We start from the raw sequence: 21419 nt of genomic DNA, 5'->3' as shown, positions 1-21419 counted from the left end.
CCCGATCGACGCCTGCCCGCTGAATCGGTTAGTGACATGTTGTCGCTTAGTGCGGGTCGGTGATCACCGCGATAGGCATCCGCGCCAGATACGCGTCGGCCCGCTGCTGTGGGGTCATGGTGAAGGACGCGCTCAGCTTGCCCGACAGCCTGCGGCCGGTGCGCAGCACCGACCGGCCCCGTACCTTGGCAGCCTGGTTAAACCGTCGCGGCACCGCAAAATTCGTGGCCATCGTGGTCATTGCTTTCTCCTGCCGGCAGCCCGATCGACTTGCGTCACTTCGCCGGCGATCCGAGCACCCGGCCAAGTGCCGCATGAAAACGCCTACGCGGCAACGGAAGTCCGGGAAGACTCAGAAGGCAGAAATGCCGGAGCCGGATCGGGACAAGACGGATTTCGGATACGGACTATCGCCCGGACTACTCATCTCGCCCTCACCTCCTCACGGCCAGGACACACGGGGGTGTCACCACAGTCACCTGTACGAGGAGGGCTCGCCCGGCGCCAACCGCTGGGCGCACCCCTCTCGTCGGAGCTTTGGCACTGCACGGCGTATCCGGACCTCGCCCGGAAGCCACTTGGGCTCAACCCTTAGGCCGGGAAGAGCTGTCCTGACCCGGGGCGTCTCTCGACGTTCGGGGTCAGTGGCCTGTATCCACGCAGACGCCTCACCTACCGAGGTGCTTGCGGATTTAATGCTTACACCGGTACCGCCGGCGCGTCAAACGGGATATCACCGAGGCGGTTACCGCTGACTACCTCAGCGACTCCTCGAGCCAGGGCAACAGCCACTTCACGCCTTCGGGAGTGAGGTGAACACCGTCGCTGCGCACCTGGATACCGTCGACCTTGGCGGTGTAAACACCGTCGGGACACAGCTTCTTGTTGAGGTCGATGATCCCGACGTTCGGGTGGTCGCGGACGGTGTTGCGCAGCATGGTGTTCCATTGGTTCACCCGGACGGGTTGGTCCTCCGGGTACAGGCGGCCGTCGGGTTTCTCACCGCCGCGGCTGTAGGGGACGGTGGCCACCGTCACCCGGACACCGCTGGAGCCGACGATATTGAGGGCCCGCTGCAGCTCGAAATTGAGGTATGCATCGAAGGTCGGGTCACCGATGTGGGTCCATTTTCCTTCGTTGACCCGATCCACGGTCTCCCACCGGCCGATGATCAGCAGCGCGACATCGGGTTGATCCTGGCTGATCTGCGTCGACCACCTGCTGGGCCAGCCGTCGCATTCCGGTCTTTGCTCCAGGGTCTGGCCGATGTACCGATACGGCGTGCCGCGCACCAGGCTGCACCCGATGACCGTGTGGTCGACGAATCTGAATCCGGGGGTGGGCGGCAGGTAATGCATCATGGTCCAGCCGATCGAATCACCGAACACCGAAACGGTGAACGGCCGGTTGGGATCCCGCGGGCCCGGATTCGGACCCGAATGGCCCGCGCCCGGTGGCGACGGGGATACCGCCGCGACCGCCGAAACGCCCGGCGGCAGACCAACTTCGCGCAGACCGGGTCCGGTTGCGACGGGGACGACCAGCATCGTCGCCGCGGCCGCGGTCGCCACGGTTGCCGCGGCCAGCGGCAGCAGCGGAACACCTGAGGGTCGCCAGCGCCGGATGGGTTGTTCGATCAACCACCATGACGCGGCGGCCAAGGCCACGGTGGCGGCGCAGCGAACGCCGAACAATTGGAATCCGGTCCAGCCGGTGCGTTCACCGTTGAGCGTCAGGAAGATCGGCCAGTGCCATAGATAGACGCCGTACGAAATGGTGCCCAGCCAGACCAACGGCCGCCACGCCAGCACCCGCGCCACCGCTCCGCGTTGCTCGAGCGCCACCGGGGCGACCACCAAGACGGCGGCCACGGCCACGGCCAGCAGCAGACCGTGCCGGAATTCGGCGACGCCGCCGGTCGCGAAGTGAATCATCGCCGCCAGCGCGGCCACACCGATGACCGGGAGCAGGCGGGCCATTCGCCGCCCCCACCGGCTGCGGACCAGACACCAGCCGCGGTTCAGTGCGGCCCAATCCCGAACCAGCAGAGCCGATGCCGCGGCGCCGATCAACAGGGCCTGGGCACGCGTGTCGGTGCCGAAATAGATCCGGTCACGCGTCGCCGCGGAGACGAAGACGATGGCCGCCGCGGCCGAGGCGAGCGCACCCAGGGTCGCTATCACGAAGGCGGCGAACCGAACGTGGCCCACCGTGGTCTTGGCGAAGTAGCGTTTGGCCCGCGCCGCCAACAGCAACGTCACGGCGATCAGCAGTAGCGGCCAGGCAATGTAGTACTGCTCCTCCACCCCCAGTGACCAGGTGTGCTGCAGCGGTGACGGCGGGGCGCCTTGAGTGAAGTAATCGGTCTTCTGCGCCACGAACCGCCAGTTCGCCATCCACAGGAAAGCGGCGATCGCGTCGCTGCGCAGACCGGTAAGCGCTTGGTAGGGAAGGAATTCGCGGGCCGCGGTGACGGTGAGCACCATCAACACCAGCGCCGGCAGCAGCCGCCGGGCACGGCGAATCCAGAACGCGGTCAAGCTGATGCGGCCGGTGTGCCGCAGCTCGTCGAGCAGCAGCGACGTGATCAGGAACCCGCTGAGGACGAAAAAGATGTCGACACCGATGAACCCGCCACCCATGCCGGGAATGCCGCCATGCCCGGCGAGGACCAGGGCAACCGCGATCGCGCGCAGCCCATCCAGCGCCGGGATACCGCCGTGTCGCTCGGGCCGATCCGGGACGGCCCGCCGTCCGCCGCGGCGCACCGGCGCCACCCAACGGCGTCGTGCTGCCGAACGTGCCGGTACGGAATGTTTCCCGTCCGGCTCAGTGCTCGCTGTTAGCGCGCCCTGACCGCATTGCCGCCCGGCGCCGTCGTTGCTGCCGATACGTCGCTGCCCCTCCTCTTGATCCCAGCCAGCTTAGCTACGGCGACGTAGAAATCCTTCGAAGACACGCGAGGGCGGGCTCATTCAGCGATGTCGGCCTCGACGCCCAGTCCCAGCTCATCAAGCACTTCTGCGGTATGTGCGCCCAGTTCGGGGGCCGGGCCGGCGACCCGGCCGGGCGTTCGGGAAAACCAGGTCGGCACACCGGGAAAGCGCACCGGGCCTGCGGGCGTGGCCACCGTCTCGAAGAATCCCACGGCGTTGAGGTGCGGGTCGTCGAACAATGCTGCGGGACTGGACAGCGGCGACGCCGGTATCTCCAGCTCCCGGAACAGTTCGAGCCATTCCTTTGTGGTGCGCTGGGCAATCGTTTCGGCCAATCGCGCATACACCGTGTCGATCTCGCGCGCTCGTCCCTCCAGCGTGGCGTAACAACCGTTGGCCCAGGGCGGTCGCACCGCGTTGACGAACGCCGCCCAGTGCTTGTCGTTGTAAATCAGCGCGGCGATGTAGCCGTCGCTGGTTCGGTACGGCCGCCGGTTGGGAGCCACCGTGCGCGGATAGACCGCCGGACCCAGCGGCGGATCGAACATGGCGCCGTTGGCATGCTCCACCAGCATGAAGGAGGCCATGGTTTCGAACATGCCGACTTCCACTTCTTGCCCTTCGCCGGTGCGCTCTCGGTGGAACAGCGCCATCATCGTGGCGTAGAGGGCGGTCAGACCGGCGACCTTGTCGGCCAAAATCGTTCCCACATAATTGGCCTCACCGGTCAGCTGCTCCTGGACGAACGGTAAACCGCAAGCGGCCTGGATGGTGTCGTCGTAGGCCGGCAGATCTCGGTTGGGTCCGTGTCGGCCGTATCCATAGCAGTTGGTGTAGACGATGCCCGGATTGATGGCGGCCACCTCGGAGTAGCCGAATCCGAGCCGGGTGATCGCCTTGGACCGCATCGAGTGGATGAAGACGTCGGCCTGCTCGACGAGCGCCCGCAGCGCGGCCTTTCCGGAGTCGGACCGCAAGTCCGCAGTGATGGCACGTTTGCCCCGATTGACGTTGACGAACACACCGCTCATACCGCGGGCCGGACCGACCGAAATGTAGCGGGTGTCGTCACCGTCCGGCGGTTCCACCTTGATGACGTCGGCGCCCATGTCGGCCATGATCTGGGTGCAGTAGGGCCCCATCACCATCGCGGTCAGATCGACGACACGCACCCCGACCAGCGGGCCCGCGCTGTTGCTAGGCATCTGGCAGACCTGTATTGCGCGTCGCCATTTCGAAGCTGTACCGGAGATGTTCGCCATGACCGTCGGGCACCACCGCAAACACCAGCGGCTCGGTGAGGTCGCGGATGTCGTCTAGGCATTCGGCCACGTCCTCGATCGACCACGACGGACGGTACACGCCAGGGGATTCGGCGACCACCGCTCTGGCGACCCGGCCGGCGACGGCGACCAGCATCTCACCGGTGCCCGGGCACGATTCGTGAGCCAGCAGCCCGACGACGGGTGCCACCAGGTCGGCGTCCATCGGCGGGTACGCCGACATATCCAGTCCGTCAGCCATTCTGGTCACCGCCGCGGGAACGATCACGTTGCAGAGCACTCCTTCCGGGGCGCCTTCGAGTGCCACGGCATTGGACAGGCCGACTAGGCCCGCCTTGGCGGCAGCATAACTGGCCACGCCGCAATTGCCGTACAGGCCGCCGATCGACGACGTCAACACGATGCGGCCGTAGTGCGCTTCGCACATCAGCGGAAACGCCGGCCGCACCACATGAAAGGCCCCGCGCAAGTGCACGTCGATCACCGAATCGAAGTCCTGGTAGCTCATCTCCTTCAACGAGGCTCGTCGCACCGTGCCGGCGTTGTGGATGAGGATGTCGATCCGGCCGTAGCGGTCCAGGGCCGTCCGGATGATCGCCTGGCCGCCCGCAGCGGTGGCCACCGAGTCGACGCACGCGACAGCGTCGCCGCCGGCCGCCCGGATCTCGGCCACCACCTCATGTGCCGGGCCGGGGTCCAAACCCTCGCCGGTCAGGCTGGATCCGGTGTCGTTGACGACGACGTTGGCGCCCCGGGCAGCCAGCAGCAGGGCATAGGAGCGGCCCAGTCCGCGGCCGGCCCCGGTGACCACGGCCACCCGGTCGTCGAATCTGAGTTCGCTCATCAGGATTCCAGGGCGAGGCCGTCCAGGTCGCCTTGGTCGCGCCAGGCGGTCAGCAGGTCGCTGAACGCGTAGAAGCCCGGCCCATACGGCTCGCCCAGATGCGATCGGATCCCTTCGCCGCCGCCGCCTTCGTTGTTGTAATAGCCGGGTGTGCATTCCAGGTCGAACGCGCTGTTGTCGATCGCCGTCTCCCGGATGGTCCGGCACCAATCGTCTTGTGCCTCTCGGGTCGGCTCCACTGTCGTGGCGCCACGGGCCAGGGCTTGCGAGATGATGTAGGCGATGTGCTCGCCCTGCAGTTCGTAGTTGGCGGCGATATTGGCCGAGATACCGACCTGGGTGAAGCCGGTGAAGAACTGGTTGGGAAAGCCACGGCTGGTGAACCCGTGAAAAGTCCGGTAGCCGTTGCGCCAGTAGTCGAACAGCGAACGCCCGTCCCGGCCTTCGATCGTGTCGATCGAATAGCGGCGGCTGATCTCGGTGGTGATCTCGAAGCCGCTGGCGTAGATGATGCAGTCGAGTTCGTACTCAATATCGTTGGCTACCAGGCCTTTTTCGGTGGCCCGCGGCACACCTTTGGTCGCCGATACGTCCACCAGCGTCACATTGGGACGGTTGAAGGTCTGCAGGTATTCGTCGTTGGTGCAGGGTCGCTTGCACAGGAACCGGTAGTACGGTTTGAGCGCCTCGGCGGTTTCCGGGTCCTCGACGATGCTCGAGACCCGGCGCCGCAGCCGCTCCATGACCTTGTAGTCCTCCTCCTCCCGGATCGCCATGAACTGTTCCGGCGTCATCGACGCCGGATCCGGTAGCGCGAGCACCCGTGCGGCGGTGTTGCGTCCGAGTTCGGTCCAGAAGTCGCAGACGTAGTCGGGTTGGCCGAGCGCCATACCCTCGAACGTCCAGGCGTGAAAGTTGCGTTGGCGTTCCTTCTGCCAGCCCGGCCGCAGCGATTTCACCCACTCTGGATCGGTGGGTGCGTTGTTGCGCGGCCCGACTGACGATGGCGTGCGCTGAAAGACATAGAGCTGCTTGGCATACCGGCCCAGGTACGGCACGATCTGGACGGCGGTTGCCCCGGTCCCGACGACGGCGACGCGTTTGTCGCTGAGCTTGACCAGGCCACCATTGCTGTCTCCGCCGGTGTAGTCGTAGTCCCAGCGGGAACTGTGGAAGCTGTGGCCCTTGAAGTCTTTGATGCCCGGAATGCCAGGCAGTTTGGGCCGGTGGAACGGCCCGGACGCCATGACCACGAACCGGGCCCGCAGGTCGTCGTCGCGGTTGGTGCTCACCCGCCAGCGCTTCATCGACTCGTCCCAGTGCAAGGCGCGCACCTGGGTGGAGAAGATCGCCGAATCGTAGAGCCCGTAGTGCTTTCCAATGCGCCGGCAATGCTCGTAGATCTCGGTGCCGTCGGCGAACTTCTTGCTGGGCATGTAGTTGAGTTCTTCCAGCAGCGGTATGTAGCAATAGGATTCGTTGTCGCACTGCAGTCCGGGATAGCGGTTCCAGTACCAGACACCGCCGAAATCGCCGCCCAGCTCGATGATCCGGACGTCGTCGACCCCTGCCTTCTTCAGATACGCGCCGCACAGCAGCCCGCCGAAGCCGCCGCCCAGCACCAGGACGTCGATGTCCGCCGAGATCGGATCGCGAACCAGCAGCGGCGAATGCGGGTCGGTTTCGTAATACCCCGCAAACTCGTCGACGAGCTCGATGTACTGCTGGGAGCCTTCCGGCCGCAGCCGCTTTTCCCGCTCACGGCGGTACCTTTCCCGCAGCGCAGGCAGGTCGATATCCTGCGGCGTCTGCGTCGGCGGGCAGTCGGGTGCCGTCATGCCAGCGCGTTTTCCGGCAGCGCCGCCGGATGCAGCGGCGCCTTCATTTCGTGCGCGGCGGGCAGCACCTCCGCGGCGAACAGTCGCGTGCTGGCCATCGCCTCTTCGTAGGGCATGGTGCCGAATTGCGGGACGATGGTCAGCTCGCAGAATGAACATGCCTGCTGAGCGGCGCTCAGCCGCTGGAGGATTTCTTCCGGCGTGCCGATCAACAAGTTGGAGGCGTGATAGCCGGGCGTCTTTTGAGCGCTCTTGGTGTCACTCGGCGAGGGGCCGGTCACCGACGAGGCCAGCACGGCGGTGGCGCTGGCCTCGCGGGCCGCATAGGCCTCGTAGCCTTTGACGCCCTTGAAGTTCGATGCATCGGCGAATCCGTAGTGCACCGTGACATCCCGGTTCGCCGTCCAGATCCACTCCTCGGACTTGGCGGCGTCTTCGGGGTTGGCAGTGCAATACATGAACATGACGTTTTTGGGCTGACACGGCGGCAGGCCTTCTTCTTTGCGGAAGATGTTGACCTGCTGGACTTCCCGGCCGGCGTCCTCGATCGGCTTGTTGCCCACGAACAGCGGCACCATACCCCGGCGCGCCAGGATCTCCAGCGACTCGGCCGTCGACGAGGAACTGTAGATCCGGGAGAACAGGTCGCGGCTTTGGGGCTCCGGACGCAGCGACATCTCCGGGACCGTGAAGATCTCGCCTTCGTAGCCGAACCGCTCCCCCGACAATGCCAACTGCAGGATGTCGAGCGTTTCGTTGAAACGCTGGCGGCTTTCGTCACGCGGGACGCCGACGGCGGCGAACTCTCCCTTCGACACCCCGCGCCCGACCCCGATCGTGGTGTAGCGGCCGTTGGAAAGTATGTCCAGATAGGCGATCTGGTGCGCCAGCCGGACCGGATGCCACCAGGGCGCCACGACAACAAAGGTCCCCAGTCCGATCCGCTGCGTGCGTCCGGCGAAGTAGCTGAGTGCCTGAATCGGGTTGGGTGTCATGCCGTACGGGGTGCCGCAGTGTTCCGGCAGCCAGATGCCGTCGAACCCGAGCGGTTCGGCCAGATCACCGAGCGCGAGCGTGGCCTGGACGCACTGCCAGTCCGGGGTTGTCGGTGGGTGGCCGAAATCTCCGGCCAGCACGCGTTCCCAGTCGTGGGAGTTGTGTGCTCCCAGCCCGATATTGACTTTCATCGCTTGGTCTCCGTTGTCAATTGGCGTGGCGCACCGGTGTCCATATACCTAGCGAGATTGCGGTGCAGGTTGGCGGTGCTGCGTTCCATGTAGGGATTGGGTTTGGGACCGGGGAAGCCCAGCGACTTCATGCCCTGCTGAACCGCGGCCATATTGGAGAAGTCCTGCGGCAGCACAGTGCGCCAGCTCGGGTCATCGGGTGACGCATACACCCATTCGGTGTGGGGCTCTTCGCCTTTCGGAAACAGCTCGTAGCAGGCGGCCTCGAAGATGCACTGGTCGGGTTGGTAGCCGTGCGGCCGGGCGCTGTAGCACAGCGCCGTCGTAAGGCCCTGCCCGATCTGGAAGTTCGGAAAGATTTGCCAGGCGGTACCGCTGCCGGCCAGGTGCTCGGGATTGATGGCCGGCCAGATCACTCCCCGGGCGGCGTCGTCCCGGCGAGCCGAGGTCAGCCAGTGGTCCAGCACCTGGCCGGCGGGCGTGTCCTCGGGCAGCTCGTCGACCAGCCGAAGTGCCGCGTCCACCAACGTCTTGGTGGTGGTGGCGTTGGTCTCTTCCAGGGTGTAGCGCTGCATTTCGGCCGTGGACACCCGCGGGTCGGCGCCGGTGCCGAGCCGGATCTTGGATTTGGTTTCTTCCAGGCCCTTCGGTGCGTCGTAGCCGATGTTGCTGTGCTTTCCGTGCGCCTTGGCCCAGCCGCGGAAGTTGCCGAACTTGTTGAATTGCGGATGGGTGGTCGCGACGTGGTAGGTCTCGTTGAAGGCCTCCATCGCCACCTTCCAATTGCACTGGAAATGCAGCCACTTTCGCCATTTGCAGCGCATGTCCTGCAGGTTGAACGGGTCGAGCGTGGTGGCGGCGGGCTCCAGATAGTCGCGTAACGGCTCGGCGGCGGGATCCATGTTGATCCAGATCCAGCCGCCCCAGGTGTCGACGTGCACGGGCGCCAGATGGGTGTTCTCCGGGGTCAGAGCACCCTGCCAATCCTGGTGTTCGGGAATGTGGATGCAGTTGCCGTCCCGGTCGTAGGTCCAGCCGTGAAACCCGCAGACGAACGACTTCTTCTGGCCGCACGCGCTTTTGGCGCCCGCGGGGACGTCCACCAGCCGGCGGCCGCGGTGCATGCAGACGTTGTGGTGTGCTCTGAAGGTGTCGGGTGCGGTGCGCACCACCACGATCGAGTCGTCGAGAATGTCGTAGGTCAGGTAGCTGCCCACCTTCGGCAGGTCTTCGACGCGCCCGACTTGCTGCCATACCTTGCGCCACAGCTTGTCCCGTTCGGCGCGGGCGTAGTCTTCGGAAACGTAGGCTTCGACGCCGATCGTGACCGGTGCGCTCAGCTCAGCGTCGTTATCGGCCGGGTTCATCGAAATCTCCATCCAGCTCAGGCCTCCCAGCGCTTGATTGCCGCGCGAAACGAGTCGTCCTTGAGAAACAACGAGGTGTTGTCGGCGCCCAGATGTCCCCACTTGAGGTTCAACCCGCCGTCGACCAGCAGCGTTTGTCCGGTGATGTAGCTCGACAGGTCGGACAGCAGGAAGAGGATGGCGCCCGCGACCTCCTCCGGGCGTCCCCGCCGCCCCATCGCAATGGCACGCCGGTCGCGGTCGGGGTCCTCGCCGGTGTAGGTGCGCGACGCCGGCGTCTCGGTGATCCCGGGTGCCACCGCGTTGACTCGAATGGCGGTTCCGCTGACGTCGCAAGCGAGTTCGAGGGCCATCGTGCGGGTAGCCGCCACGATCGCCGCTTTGGCGCTGCCGTAGGCGATATGGAACGGCGCGGTATTCATTCCGCTGATCGAGGAGAGGGAAACGATTGACCCCGAATGCTTTTGGCGCTTCAACTCCGTGGCCACCGCCTGGCTCATGAAGAACATCGTCTCCAGATTGCGGGTGAACAGCTCGCGCCAGTCACTGCGGGTTACCCGGGTCGAGGGCATCCAGGTCGGCGGGTCGGCGCCGCCGGCGACATTGACCAGACCGTGCAGTTGGCCGTCGGTGCGCCGGACCGCGTCCATGGTGGTATCGATGCCGTCGTCGGTGGAGATATCGGCCGCCACCTTCACCACCGGCAGCCCCTCGGCGATCAACGGGTCCAGGTGCCGGTCGAGATTGTCTTGCCCGCGGCTCACCGCGACCACCGTCGCCCCCGCCTGGGCAACCAGGCGCGTCACGGTGGTGCCGATACCGCCGCCCGCCGCACCGGCGATCACCACAACCCGGCCGGCCAAACTCAACAGATCGCCACTCATCTAATTGTCTGGACAAGATAACGGCGTGCATTCATCGAAGAACATGATTCTCGCCAGGGGCAAGGCGCGTCAAGGCTGTCTCGGATTGCAGTAGTCATATTGTCTGGACCAGCGAGCGATTGCTATGGTCCGAGCAGTGACTGCCGGAACCGGATCGAGACAACACAGTGGCTCTCCCCAGGGCCGCTACCCGGCCGCGCGGCCGCCGAGCGTCGCCGAAGGCTGGAGCCTGACCCGGCTCACCGCCCCCAGCCCGCTGTTCGGCGCCAACGGTCTACGCACCGGTCCGGATGGCCGGGTGTATATAGCGCAGGTGAGCGGCAGCCAGATCAGTGCGCTCGACTTGGCGACCGGGCACCTCGACATCATCAGTCCCAAGGGAGGCGACATCGTCGCACCCGACGACATCGCCTTCGACTCGGACGGCAACCTTTACGCGACCGAGGTGATGGACGGGCGGGTCAGCCTGCGGGACAAGGCCGGCTGCACCCGGGTGCTTCGGGATGACGTGCCGTCCGCGAACGGGATCACCTTTCATCGGGGCCGGTTGTTCGTCGGCGAATGCCGCGAAGCCGGACGCCTGCTGGAACTCGACCTCAACGGTGGTGAGCCGCGGGTCCTGCTGGAAAACGTGCCGTTACCCAACGCCATGGAGGTCGGACCGGACGGGTTGTTGTACTTCCCGGTCATGGGCGCCAACGAGATTTGGCGCATCGATCCCGACGGCGGCGTCCCGGAATGCGTGGCCGGCGAGCTCGGCGTACCCGACGCGGTGAAATTCGATCCCGACGGCAACCTCGTCTCCACCCAAGTGCAGACCGGTCAGGTGCTGCGAATCGATCCCCGCAGCGGGGACCGCACGGTGCTGGCGACGCTGAAACCCGGCCTGGACAACCTGGCTTTCGCCGGTGGGCGGCTGTTCGTCTCGAATTTCACCGGCGCGATCACCGAAATCCTTCCCGACGGAACTACCAGCGCCGTGCTGGACGGTGGGTTGAACTGGCCGCTGGATCTGGCGGACGGCGCCGACGGCAACCTCTACATCGCCGACGGGACATACTTCTACCTATTGTCAGGGGACGGCACGCCGCGGACCGTTGGAATGCTGTTCGCCCCAGGATATCCCGGCTTCCTGCGCGGTGTGACGGCCGTCAGCCCAGGGGAATTTGTGGTCACCACGTCCAACGGCGAAGTGGCCCGCTACCGTCCCGGTGACCGTGAAAGCGATGTCGTGGCAAGCGGTTTCGACCAACTCTACGGTGTGACGGTAGCGCCGTCCGGCGCCGTGGTGGTGGCCGAGCTGGGAACCGGACGGGTGCTGTCGATCGGTAACGACCGGGTCGACGTGGTGGCATCGGGCCTGAGCGAGCCGGTTGGGGTGGCGATCACAGCCGACGGAACCTGCCTGGTCTCCGAAGCCGGCGCCGGCCGGGTACTCGGTATCGGCGGCACCGGAACACTGCTGGACGGGCTGCAACGTCCCCAGGGCATCCTGGTGCTCGACCGGCACGTCTACGTCGTCGACGCCGGCGCACAGGAACTCGTCCGTTTCGACCTGGACGGCGGCGCCCGGCACACCATCGCGTCCGATCTGCCGGTCGGCGCTCCACCGGGGGTCATACCCAAACCGCTGCGCGGGATGCCGCCGTTCTCCGGACCACAGGGTCCGTTCGCCGGCATCGCCGCCGGGCCCGACGGCACCCTGTATGTGTCCGCGGACGCCGACGGCAGCATACTGGCCTTGCGCCCAATGCGCCCGGAATCCTGAAGGGCGCCAACATTGTCCGAACCAAAAGTGATCGACCACCGTTACCTGCAGGTCGCACGCACGTTACGCAAAGAGATTGTCGACGGCGTGTATCCCGTGGGGTCGCAGTTGCCGACCGAGCACGAGCTGTGTGAGCGGTTCGCGGTGAGCCGCTACACCGTTCGCGAGGCTTTGCGCCGCCTGCGCGACGACAACCTGGTGTCGTCGCGGCCACGCACCGGGACGCTCGTCATGCCGCGGCCGTCGGCGGATTCCTATGTCCAGCATGTCATGTCGATCAACGATCTACTCGCGTTCGCCACCGGCACCAGATTCGCGATCGACTCCATCGCCATGGTCACCGTCGACGACGAGTTGGCGGCCGCCACCGGTCTGGCCGCCGGCGAGCAATGGCTGGCCGTCCGCGGATTCCGGCTGAACGAGCCCGCCGAGGCAGCGCTGTGCCGCACGGAGTACTACATCAACCGCGCGTTCGCCGCGGTCGGCAGGCTGCTGCAGCGCCACCACGGTCCCATTTTCCCGCTGATCGAAGACCTGTTCGGGCTAAGCATCGTCGAGGTTCATCAAGAGATTGCCGCCGTACTCATTTCACCGGCGTTGGCAGACGGTCTCGACGTCGAACCGGGTTCGCCTGCGCTGAGGGTGCGCCGTACCTACACCGCGTCCGACGGGCGGGTCGCCCAAGTCACTCTCAACACCCATCCTGCGTCGCGGTTTCGGCATTCGATGACGATGCGGCGAATGCGCGGCTGACCATGGCCGCAGAACGGAAGCTGCTCGGCGGGCGATGGATTCGCTGGGATGATGAACGCGCCGCCGAGGCGTACGCCCGCGGCTGGTGGGTAAGCGAAACGCTGGCCGATGCACTGCGCCGGTCCGCGCGGAACACTCCGCAGCGGGTGGCGCTGGTGGACGGCGATCACCGCCTGGATTGCGAAACCCTGCACCACCGGGCGACCACGCTGGCACGCGAGCTAGACGCGCGGCTGCCGCCGAACAGTGTGGTGTCGTTCATGCTGCCCAACTGGCACGAGGCGGCGGTAATCTATCTGGCCGCAACGCTGGCGGGGATGGTGGTTAACCCCATCCTGCCGTCCCTGCGGGATCACGAGCTTCGGTTCATCCTCGACGACTCTGGCAGCCGAATTATCTTTGTCCCTTCATATTTCGGCCATCAGGATTATCCTTCGATGTTGGGTGCGGTGACCGCCGAGCTGGCGTCCCCACCCGATGTCGTCGTGCTGCGCGGCGGTTGCGATCACACCCAGATTCCCTTCCTGTCGCTGTTCGCCGAACCGGCGCCGGAAACCCTTCTGCCCGAGCCGGATCCCGACGCCGTCAGGATGATTCTGTACACCTCGGGGACCACTGGCCGCGCGAAAGGTGTACTGCACACTCATAACTCGATCCATGCGCTGATCCGTCAAATCGGTGAGCACTGGCTGATCGAGCAGGGCGACGCGTTCCTGGTCCCGTCACCGATCGCCCACATCGGCGGCTCCATCTATGCGTTCGAATGCCCGCTGCTGCTGGGTACAACCGCGGTGCTGATGGACGCCTGGAGCGCCGAGCATGCGTTGCGGCTCCTGCACGCCGAACACTGCACCCATTTGGCCGGCGCCACCCCATTCTTGGAGCAACTGCTCACCGCCGCGCGACGAGCCGACACCAGGCTGCCCGACCTGAAGCTGTTGGTGTGCGGCGGCGCGTCGGTCTCCCCGTCGCTGATCCGCAGCGCCGCAGCGTATTTCGACCATACCGTCGTCACCCGGGTGTACGGCTCGACAGAGGTGCCGGTCACCACCGTAGGCTCACCGGATGACTCTGACCATGCCGCCGACACCGACGGCCGGGTCGGGTTCGCCGACGTCAAGCTGGTGGCCGGGGAGATCCTGGTGCGCGGCCCGCAGATGCTGGCCGGCTACCAGCACCCCGACGACGAGGCCGGATCCTTCGACGCCGAGGGCTATTTCCGCACCGGAGACCTCGGACGCTGGGTCGACGACGACTACCTGGTGGTCACCGGGCGGGCCAAGGACGTCATCATCCGCAACGGCGAGAACATCTCCCCCAAGGAAATCGAGGACATCCTGGTCAACCATCCCGGTATCGCCGAGATCGCGATCGTCGGCCTGCCCGACGAGCGCACCGGGGAACGGGCCTGTGCCGTAGTCGTACCCACCAGCCCGCCGGGGCCGGACGTCACCGGATTGCGCCGCTTCCTCGAGGCCGCCGGGGTAGCCCGGTTCAAAATTCCTGAACAGGTGGTGATCTGGTCTGTCCTGCCGAAGAACGATGCGGGGAAGGTCCTCAAGCACCAGATCAAGGCGGCACTGATGAAAAGCGAGCAGTGAGATGCAGGTGGCCATCGTCACGGGCGCAACAGGCGGAATCGGGTTCGGTTGCGCGACAAGGCTTGCCGAGATGGGCATGGCGGTGGTGGCGACGGGACGCAATGCGGACAAGCTCGCCGCGCTGGCACACACCATCGGCGATCCGGAACGGGTGACCACCTGGGCCGTCGACTTGACCGATGACGACGCCCCCCGGCGGATCACCGACGCCGCGGTAACCCGTTGGGGCCATGTCGATTTCCTGGTCAACGCCGCCGGAGTGGGCAGCCCGAAGCCGCTGCACGAGACGGACGACGAGGCGCTGGACTACTTCCTGAACTTGATGTTGCGGTCGCCGTTCCGGCTGATTCGGGAGGTGCTGCCGCACCTGCCCGCCGGCTCCGGGATCGTCAACATCACCTCGACGTTCGCCGTCGTCGGCGGCATGCGCGGCGGGGCCTATTCGGCAGCCAAGGGTGGGCTCACCGCGCTGACCACCCACATCGCCTGCCAATACGGGGCGCAGGGAATACGGTGTAACGCCGTGGCTCCCGGGGTCATTCAGACACCCATGACCGAGCACCGGCTGCAGGACGAGCGTTTCCGGCGGATCAATGTCGAGATGACGCCGCATACCCGGCTGGGGACCGTCGACGACGTCGCCAGCACCGTGGCGTTCCTGTGCTCCCCCGGCGGGTCCTTCATCAACGGCCAGACGATCGTCGTCGACGGCGGCTGGAGTTCCACGAAATATCTTTCCGAATCTGCGCTGACCGCGCAGTGGAAAACCGAATAGACCATGCGGGACGTCGGCGATGGCAACCCCCGGATGGGTCAGCACCGGCCCCGGTCATGACCACGGCAGCGCTTCTTGGTCGGCGCCATCGCCGCCGATAAGCCCTCGGTCCACCAGTCATAGCAACCAGACTCGGAAGTGCCCTTCTGTCTTTGGACCTGTTGCGTGTGGTAACCACAGTTTCCCTTGCAACAGAAGGGCTTTCCGTTATTCACAACCTCGCGTCGGGGCGAACTACTCCGAAATGCGTGCTAGCAGTTAGCTCGTGGCTGACCGAGTTACTCCGTTTCGTCGTCGTCGTCATCGTCGTGGAGCAGGTTTTCGGGGTGATGGAACGTGTTGGTGCGGGGTTGGCCGCGATCTTGGTGGGCCGGGCCAATCCCAATAATCTTCGGCTATTGAGGCAGTCGCGCAAAGCCGGTGAACCAAGAGATGAATGCCGGGGCCTACTTCTAACCTCGGGCGTTGATGAGCGCGCGAGCATCTTTGATCAATAGCAGCAGGTGTAACGGATCGGTCGGGGACGGCTCAAAGTCAAAGTGCATATAGAACGCGCGCGCATCCTCATGCAGCGCGTGCACGAGCAGCGCGCGCACCCCGATCACTTCTGCCGCCCCGACACTTCGCGTGATGGCATCACGCAGCAAGTGCTTGCCCAGCCCCTTGCCCTGCTCCTTGCGGTCAATCGCTAGGCGTGACAACAGGATTACCGGCACCGGGTCAGGCATGTTGCGCCGAACCTTACCTGGAGCAGCGTGCCGTTCCACCGACGCCGACGCGACCGCGTAGAAACCCACCACCCTCCCGTCACGGCATGTCACGAAGCAGCGCAATGCGCCTTCTAGGTGGTTCGCAAACGCTCGCGTACACAGGTACTCATCCAGGCTCGGTTCGCCGCTGTCAAAGGTCGCGACATCGTCGCCCTCACAGATCGGTCGCGGGGCGCTGTAACCGCTCACGTCTCAGCGGCGAAAATAGCCCGCTCCGCGAATAGCTCTTCCAAATGCGGCTTATGCGACACCGGCCGGTCCAGTACCGCCAGAAACTCGCTCCACGCTGCGTCATCGAGCAGGAACAGTCGGCGGTCGGCCAATACGTCGCGCGCATGCGCCAATGTCGCCGTCACCGTGAAATTGGTGAGGTCAGTCCCCTCTACCTCAGCGGCACGACGAATTAGTGCATCCTGCTCAGGTGTCAGACGCACCGCGAAACGCTCAGTCTTCCTGGACATAGACCCCATTGTGTGCCTAATAGGCACACAAGTCAATGCGTCGGCCGAGGCTTCTACTTGGTTGATTGGCACATGTGGTATGAAGGGCCCCTTCGCGGCCCGGGGGCGAACCCCGAGATATGCCGGGCAGAACCGGGCAGGCCAGTGCGCCGTGTACATGGGTCCCAGGGATAAGGGTCGCCCAGCCAGACATCGTCCGCGCCATACTGAATGATCCGAACTAGCGCACGCACGTGCGCCGATCTCGATTGGCGCCACTGCGTCGACGCAGGCCCTGCGCTGCGTGGGTGATGACCGTTTCTGCTACAACGTGCACGCCTGTCATTCCAGCGTCAAGCGAATTGACCTGCCGCAGTTCAACTCTCGTGCGGCATCCGCTGAGATCAGCCGGTCGTGACGCGCCGTGCTCTGACATCGGAGAGGTGTCGCTGTGCCAGTTCGTAGTCGGCGTCGTCATGAAGGACCACCAGTCCGCTCGCTGCGGCGGTACCGCAGATGAGCAAATCGACCACTGACAGGGCCCGTACCGCACCTGCGGCCGCGAGCCGGGATTGCGCTGAATCTATCCATCGCCAAACGGATTTCGGTACCGGCACGTCAGGGAAAATGGCACCAAACGTCCGGTTCATCTGATCGAGCTCGTCGGTGTTACGCGCTGATCGACGGAACTCGGCTCGTTGTGGTTCGCACGAACCAACGGCCCCGCTCAGGAGCGATGAGGTCCACGCCGTGGTGAGGTCGGGCTGTCGCAGCAGCCGCCAGACCGCGGAGGAATCCGCGAGGAAGCAGATCAAGCCCCCGCAGCCTTCTCACCAGCTCGAGCGTCCAGCCAACCCTCATAATCCCAGCTCTGTGCCTGCTCGCGGGACTTGGCCAGCGCGTCGATCCGCCGGAAGCGAGCGACATAGTCGCGCATGGCGAGGTTTACTGCCTCTTTCTTGGTGTGTACGCCCGCAATCCGCATCACCTCGGCCAGCGCGTCGTCGTCGAGGTCGATCTGAGTCACCGACATGACAAGCCTCCTATGTTTGACATATACATGGTATAGATACGTTGCCAACATCGACGGAACTAACGCGCGCACGTGCACCGATCTCGATTGCCGCCCCCAGCCAAATCGGCGGCAAACGCGGTGCGGTGCGTAAGTCATGACCGTTTCTGACGTGGCGCGCAAGCCTCTCAATTCAGCGGGAGGTAAACGCACACAGTGCAATCGCCGTGGCAAACTAACCTGCCACCGGGTGCTCGCCTATCCCGCCGTGCCGCATTCGAAGTGGCGGCGGATGCCGGCCAGCATTGCCCGATGCGCCTTGACCGCCTCGCGGATGGTGAACGGGGCCAGGGGCCGAGGCGCGGTGATCCGGATCCGCTCGGTGAGCCGGGTGCCCGCGTCAATCGCCTCGAAACTCACGGTTGCGCGTACGTGGACCCCGGGCGACTGGTCGGCCTCGGTGCTGACATCGCCGTCGTCGGGGACCTGTACCCGCGACCGATAGCGGATCTGGATAGCAAACGGCCCCAATGGGATCCGATCTACCACTCGATAGCTCTGCAGATAGCCATCCGCGGTGTCGGCGCGGGCCGTCGGCTGCACGGAAATGATCAGCGGGTGCACGAGCTTGATGTTGTCCAGGTTCACGTAGAAATCGCGGACCCGATCCGGTGGCGCCGGTACTGATTCGGACAACGTCCGCTCGGCGCACGCCACCCACCAGCTCATGCCGAAAACTCCGCGAGCAGACTGGCGGTGCGCCACCAGGTCAGCGCGGCCAACGCGACCAGCACAACGACCGTCGCAGTGACTTGGACCGCGTTCCGGTGTTCCCGCGGCGGGTAGACGTAGGCCGCCGCGACCAGCCCACCGGTGACCAACCCGCCCACGTGTCCCTGCCAGCTGATCAGTTGTGAGCTGACCGCCGGAACGACGAAAGTGAAGACCAAGTTGATCACAATCACCGCGACGACCCAGCGAACGTCGAGGGCCAGCCGTTTTCCCACCACGAAGGTGGCACCGAACAGGCCGAAGATTGCTCCCGATGCGCCCGCGGTCGCCGTGTTCAGCGGCGACAGCAAGTAGACCAGCACCGACCCGCCAAGCCCGCTCAGCGCGTATAGCGCGCCGAAACGCAATCGCCCCAGCCACATTTCGAGTGGTGGGCCTACGACATACAGCGCCCACATGTTCAGCAGCAGATGCGTCGCGCCGTAATGCAGGAACGCCGAGGTCACCAGGCGGTACAGCTGGCCGTCGGCCACCGCGGGCGACCACAGGGTCAGCTGCTTTTCCAAGTCCCCCGACGACATCTGCGCGACGAAGGCCGCCACGTTGATCATCATCAGCGCGTAGGTGACCACCGGCGTGGCCGACCGCTGCCGGCCGCCGAAGCGGGTCTGCGGCTGTCGAACGGTCCGAGCACCCGCCTGAACGCACTGCACACATTGGTGTCCGACGGCGGCGTCGCGCATGCAGTCCGCGCAGATATACCGTTCGCACCGGTTGCAGCGCACGTACGCCCGACGGCCCGGATGCCGGTAACAGGTCGGCGATTCCGGTGCGCTGGGGCTACTCATCGCACCATTCTTGCCCGGGTCGCCGCCGCGGGTGCGGTGGGTTGGGCGAACGCATATTTCTTGGCCCAGCGCGTTGCCTTACCGTTTTTTCGTGGAGTCAAGGGCATGACCGATACCGGCGCCGGAGTTGTCGAGCGCTATCTGACCTGTCTGGCCGCTCATGATTGGGACGGCCTGGCCGCCACCATCGCCGACGACGGCCTGACCCGGGAGGGCCCGTTCTGCGACGTCATCGAGGGCAAACAGCACTACGTCGCCTACCTGCGCAAGGTGCTCACCAGCCTCAAAGACCACCAGCTGCGGGTGCAGCGGGTCTCGAGGGTGGATGCGCGGCTGTCCTACGTCGAATTGACCGAGGCCTTCGAGATCGACGGTGCTCAGGCCGAATGGCCCGAATGCATCCTCTTCGAGCAGAACGACGACGGTCTGATCTCCCGCGTCAGCGTGTTCTTCAAGCAACGCCGAACTGACGCCGGCTAGCTTGCCCCAGCAGCACCGTCGGAGCCATAGACGGTGCCGCCCTTGCCGCCGGCACCTCCCGGCCCGCCGAAAATGCCGTCCCCCCCGTCGCCACCGTCGCCGATCCACCGGGCGTTACCGCCATTGCCGCCGGCGGCGGGCTGTCCGATGCTCGTGCCGGCATTACCACCGGCCCCGCCCCAGCCGATGAATCCCGCGGTGCCGCCGTCACCACCGCCGCCACCGCTGATGCCGCCGAGGCCGGGCCCGCCGGCGCCGCCGGCACCGCCCTGGCCGAACAAACCGATCGCGTTGCCACCGTTACCGCCTTTGCCGCCCGGAGCGCCCATTCCGCCCGCGCCGCCGTTGCCGCCGTTGCCGACGGCGATGCCGCCGCTACCGCCGACACCACCGGCCGACGACGTGCCCGCGGTGCCGAACTGCCCGTCGCCGCCGGCGCCGCCGTTACCGAAGAATCCGGCGTCGCCACCGTTGCCGGCAAGCCCTGCATTGGAGCCGATCCCGCCGTCCCCGCCGGCGCCGCCGTCGCCGAGCAACCCACCGCCCCTTCCGCCGGTGCCGCCGGCGCCGCCGTCGCCGTTGACGCTGCCCGCAAAGCCGCCGACCCCGCCGGCGCCGCCGGTACCTATCAAGCCGCCGTTGCCGCCGTTGCCGCCGCCGCCGCCGTTGTCGTTGCTGCCGAAGCCGCCAGCCCCGCCGTCGCCGCCGTCACCCACCAGCCCGCCGATACCACCGGCACCGCCACGCCCACCGTTGTCAGCGCCGATGCCGCCGTCACCGCCGAGCCCGCCGTCCCCTAATAGCGCCGCCTGGCCGCCGTCACCGCCATTGCCCCCGTTGCCGCCGTTAGCTCCCGGCCCGCTGACCCCGCCCGCCCCACCGGGGCCACCGTTGCCGAACAGACCGACAGCGTTGCCGCCGTCACCACCAGCCCCACCATTGGCGCCTACCGCGATCGCACCCACGCCGCCCGGCCCCCCGGCGCCTCCGTTGCCGAATAGCCACCCGCCGCTGCCGCCTGCCCCGCCCGCTTTGCCGACCACCGAGGCGACCGTGCCAGGACCGCCGGCTCCTCCCGCCCCGCCATTGCCGATCAGTCCGGCCGACCCTCCGTTGCCGCCAAGCTGACCCGGTCCGCCGGAGCCGCCGTTGCCGCCGTTGCCGTAGAGCAGGCCGCCCGGCCCGCCGTCCTGACCGGTGTTGGGTAAACCGTTGGTGCCGTTGCCGATCAGCGGTCGGCCCAGCAGGGCCTGAGCGGGCGCATTGACCGCGTTGAGCAGGCTCTGTTCCAGGGTCTGCAACGCCTGAAGCGGCGACGCGTTGGCCGCCTCGGCGGTCGCGTAGGAGGCCGCACCCGCGCCGAGCGCCTGGACGAATTGGTCGTGGAAAGCGACCGCCTGGGCACTCAACGCCTGATACGTCTGCGCGTGCGCATCGAACAGCGCGGCGATGACTGCCGACACCTCGTCGGCCCCGGCGGCCAACATACCCGTGGTCGGGATGGCGGCGGCGGCGTTGGCCGAGCTGATCGCCGCGCGGATGCCCGCGAGATCCGTCGCGGCCGCGGCAACCATTTCGGGCGACGCGATCACAGAAGCCATCGCTACCTCTCCCGTCGGAGCGCCACCGAGAAAGTCGGCGAGAATTCAGCGTAACGGGGATTCGACAGCCCCCGGGCAGGAATGTTCCGCTCCCATCGATCTGAATCCGCACTGGGCTACCAAACTGGATGCCTGGTCCCGCCACGAGCCGGAACGCCGGAGCTCAGGGTCGACTGCCCACCGGCACCCGGCCAGGTCCGGACGTCGCGCCAACATTGCGGGTGCGTGATGCATCAAGTCAAGATGCCCGCGAGATCTGATCCATGCATCAGGTAAGGAATGCCCGCGAAAATGGGTCTC

At 65.9% G+C, this 21419-nt stretch carries 17 protein-coding genes, 3 pseudogenes and 1 riboswitch; of the genes and pseudogenes, 5 read left to right on the top strand and 15 right to left on the bottom strand.

The features are described 5' to 3' along the window. Window positions 1-46 precede the first annotated feature (46 nt). From AWC07_RS09455 to AWC07_RS09420, 8 genes are all read right to left on the bottom strand, one after another. On the bottom strand, window positions 47-241 hold the full coding sequence (locus tag AWC07_RS09455; RefSeq protein ID WP_036416354.1) for a hypothetical protein: 195 nt from the start codon (window positions 239-241) through the stop codon (window positions 47-49). A 273-nt stretch (window positions 242-514) separates the two neighbouring features. Continuing rightward, a riboswitch (M-box (ykoK) riboswitch) is annotated at window positions 515-687 on the bottom strand. Between the two features lie 68 nt (window positions 688-755). After that, on the bottom strand, window positions 756-2768 hold the full coding sequence (locus tag AWC07_RS09450; RefSeq protein WP_036416356.1) for an acyltransferase family protein: 2013 nt from the start codon (window positions 2766-2768) through the stop codon (window positions 756-758). Window positions 2769-2971: 203 nt separating this feature from the next. Next, entirely contained in the window at window positions 2972-4141 is a 1170-nt protein-coding gene (locus AWC07_RS09445) for a CaiB/BaiF CoA transferase family protein (protein ID WP_036413522.1), read from the bottom strand. Beyond that, window positions 4134-5063, bottom strand: a complete 930-nt coding sequence (locus AWC07_RS09440) for an SDR family NAD(P)-dependent oxidoreductase (protein ID WP_036413524.1) — start codon at window positions 5061-5063, stop codon at window positions 4134-4136. The genes AWC07_RS09445 and AWC07_RS09440 overlap by 8 nt, the downstream gene beginning before the upstream one ends. Further along, window positions 5063-6901: a flavin-containing monooxygenase gene (locus AWC07_RS09435; RefSeq protein ID WP_036413527.1), complete on the bottom strand. Its 1839-nt coding sequence runs from the start codon at window positions 6899-6901 to the stop codon at window positions 5063-5065. The genes AWC07_RS09440 and AWC07_RS09435 overlap by 1 nt, the downstream gene beginning before the upstream one ends. Beyond that, complete coding sequence (locus AWC07_RS09430) at window positions 6898-8088, bottom strand: LLM class flavin-dependent oxidoreductase (RefSeq protein WP_036413530.1); 1191 nt, start codon at window positions 8086-8088, stop codon at window positions 6898-6900. Before AWC07_RS09430 ends, AWC07_RS09435 begins: the two co-directional genes overlap by 4 nt. After that, entirely contained in the window at window positions 8085-9455 is a 1371-nt protein-coding gene (locus AWC07_RS09425) for an aromatic ring-hydroxylating oxygenase subunit alpha (RefSeq protein ID WP_036413548.1), read from the bottom strand. The genes AWC07_RS09430 and AWC07_RS09425 overlap by 4 nt, the downstream gene beginning before the upstream one ends. Window positions 9456-9472: 17 nt before the next feature. Further along, window positions 9473-10339, bottom strand: a complete 867-nt coding sequence (locus AWC07_RS09420; protein ID WP_036413532.1) for an SDR family NAD(P)-dependent oxidoreductase — start codon at window positions 10337-10339, stop codon at window positions 9473-9475. A 124-nt stretch (window positions 10340-10463) separates the two neighbouring features. Here AWC07_RS09420 and AWC07_RS09415 point away from each other — a divergent pair, with 124 nt between their 5' ends. The 4 genes from AWC07_RS09415 to AWC07_RS09400 are packed head-to-tail and all read left to right on the top strand — an operon-like array spanning window position 10464 to window position 15236. Beyond that, a complete protein-coding gene (locus AWC07_RS09415; protein ID WP_036413534.1) occupies window positions 10464-12107 on the top strand; it encodes an SMP-30/gluconolactonase/LRE family protein in 1644 nt (547 codons plus the stop codon). Window positions 12108-12119: 12 nt separating this feature from the next. Continuing rightward, window positions 12120-12860, top strand: coding sequence for a GntR family transcriptional regulator (locus AWC07_RS09410; protein ID WP_036413536.1), 741 nt, complete (start codon window positions 12120-12122; stop codon window positions 12858-12860). A gap of 2 nt (window positions 12861-12862) precedes the next feature. Next, window positions 12863-14461, top strand: a complete 1599-nt coding sequence (locus AWC07_RS09405; RefSeq protein ID WP_051508001.1) for an AMP-binding protein — start codon at window positions 12863-12865, stop codon at window positions 14459-14461. 1 nt (window position 14462) lies between these two features. Continuing rightward, on the top strand, window positions 14463-15236 hold the full coding sequence (locus AWC07_RS09400; RefSeq protein WP_036413538.1) for an SDR family NAD(P)-dependent oxidoreductase: 774 nt from the start codon (window positions 14463-14465) through the stop codon (window positions 15234-15236). 452 nt (window positions 15237-15688) lie between these two features. Here the strand turns inward: AWC07_RS09400 and AWC07_RS09390 are convergent, their stop codons facing one another. The 6 genes and pseudogenes from AWC07_RS09390 to AWC07_RS09365 form a co-directional block, all read right to left on the bottom strand. Next, window positions 15689-16195, bottom strand: a complete 507-nt coding sequence (locus AWC07_RS09390) for a GNAT family N-acetyltransferase (RefSeq protein WP_036413541.1) — start codon at window positions 16193-16195, stop codon at window positions 15689-15691. Next, window positions 16192-16506 (bottom strand): annotated as a pseudogene (locus tag AWC07_RS09385) (type II toxin-antitoxin system TacA family antitoxin); the annotation flags it as partial. The pseudogene AWC07_RS09385 and the gene AWC07_RS09390, both read right to left, overlap by 4 nt. A gap of 344 nt (window positions 16507-16850) precedes the next feature. Then, window positions 16851-17229 (bottom strand): annotated as a pseudogene (locus AWC07_RS28600) (PIN domain-containing protein). A 97-nt stretch (window positions 17230-17326) separates the two neighbouring features. Further along, a pseudogene (locus AWC07_RS09375) lies at window positions 17327-17479 on the bottom strand (type II toxin-antitoxin system VapB family antitoxin); the annotation flags it as partial. A gap of 237 nt (window positions 17480-17716) precedes the next feature. Continuing rightward, a complete protein-coding gene (locus tag AWC07_RS09370) occupies window positions 17717-18187 on the bottom strand; it encodes an SRPBCC family protein (RefSeq protein WP_036418024.1) in 471 nt (156 codons plus the stop codon). Next, window positions 18184-19038, bottom strand: coding sequence for a rhomboid family intramembrane serine protease (locus AWC07_RS09365; protein ID WP_084293707.1), 855 nt, complete (start codon window positions 19036-19038; stop codon window positions 18184-18186). The genes AWC07_RS09370 and AWC07_RS09365 overlap by 4 nt, the downstream gene beginning before the upstream one ends. A gap of 105 nt (window positions 19039-19143) precedes the next feature. Between AWC07_RS09365 and AWC07_RS09360 the strand changes: the two genes are divergently transcribed. After that, window positions 19144-19518, top strand: coding sequence for a nuclear transport factor 2 family protein (locus tag AWC07_RS09360; protein ID WP_036418028.1), 375 nt, complete (start codon window positions 19144-19146; stop codon window positions 19516-19518). On the opposite strand, the gene AWC07_RS09355 is transcribed toward AWC07_RS09360, so the two are convergent. Continuing rightward, window positions 19515-21119 carry a PE family protein gene (locus tag AWC07_RS09355; protein ID WP_036418020.1) on the bottom strand — a complete coding sequence of 535 codons (1605 nt, stop codon included), beginning with the start codon at window positions 21117-21119 and terminating at the stop codon, window positions 19515-19517. The genes AWC07_RS09360 and AWC07_RS09355 overlap by 4 nt on opposite strands. Between the last annotated feature and the right edge of the window lie 300 nt (window positions 21120-21419).

The organism is Mycobacterium gastri, from assembly GCF_002102175.1.
Lineage (GTDB): Bacteria > Actinomycetota > Actinomycetes > Mycobacteriales > Mycobacteriaceae > Mycobacterium > Mycobacterium gastri.
Note: the sequence above shows the minus strand (reverse complement) of the source record. Positions and strands in the feature narration are given on the sequence as shown.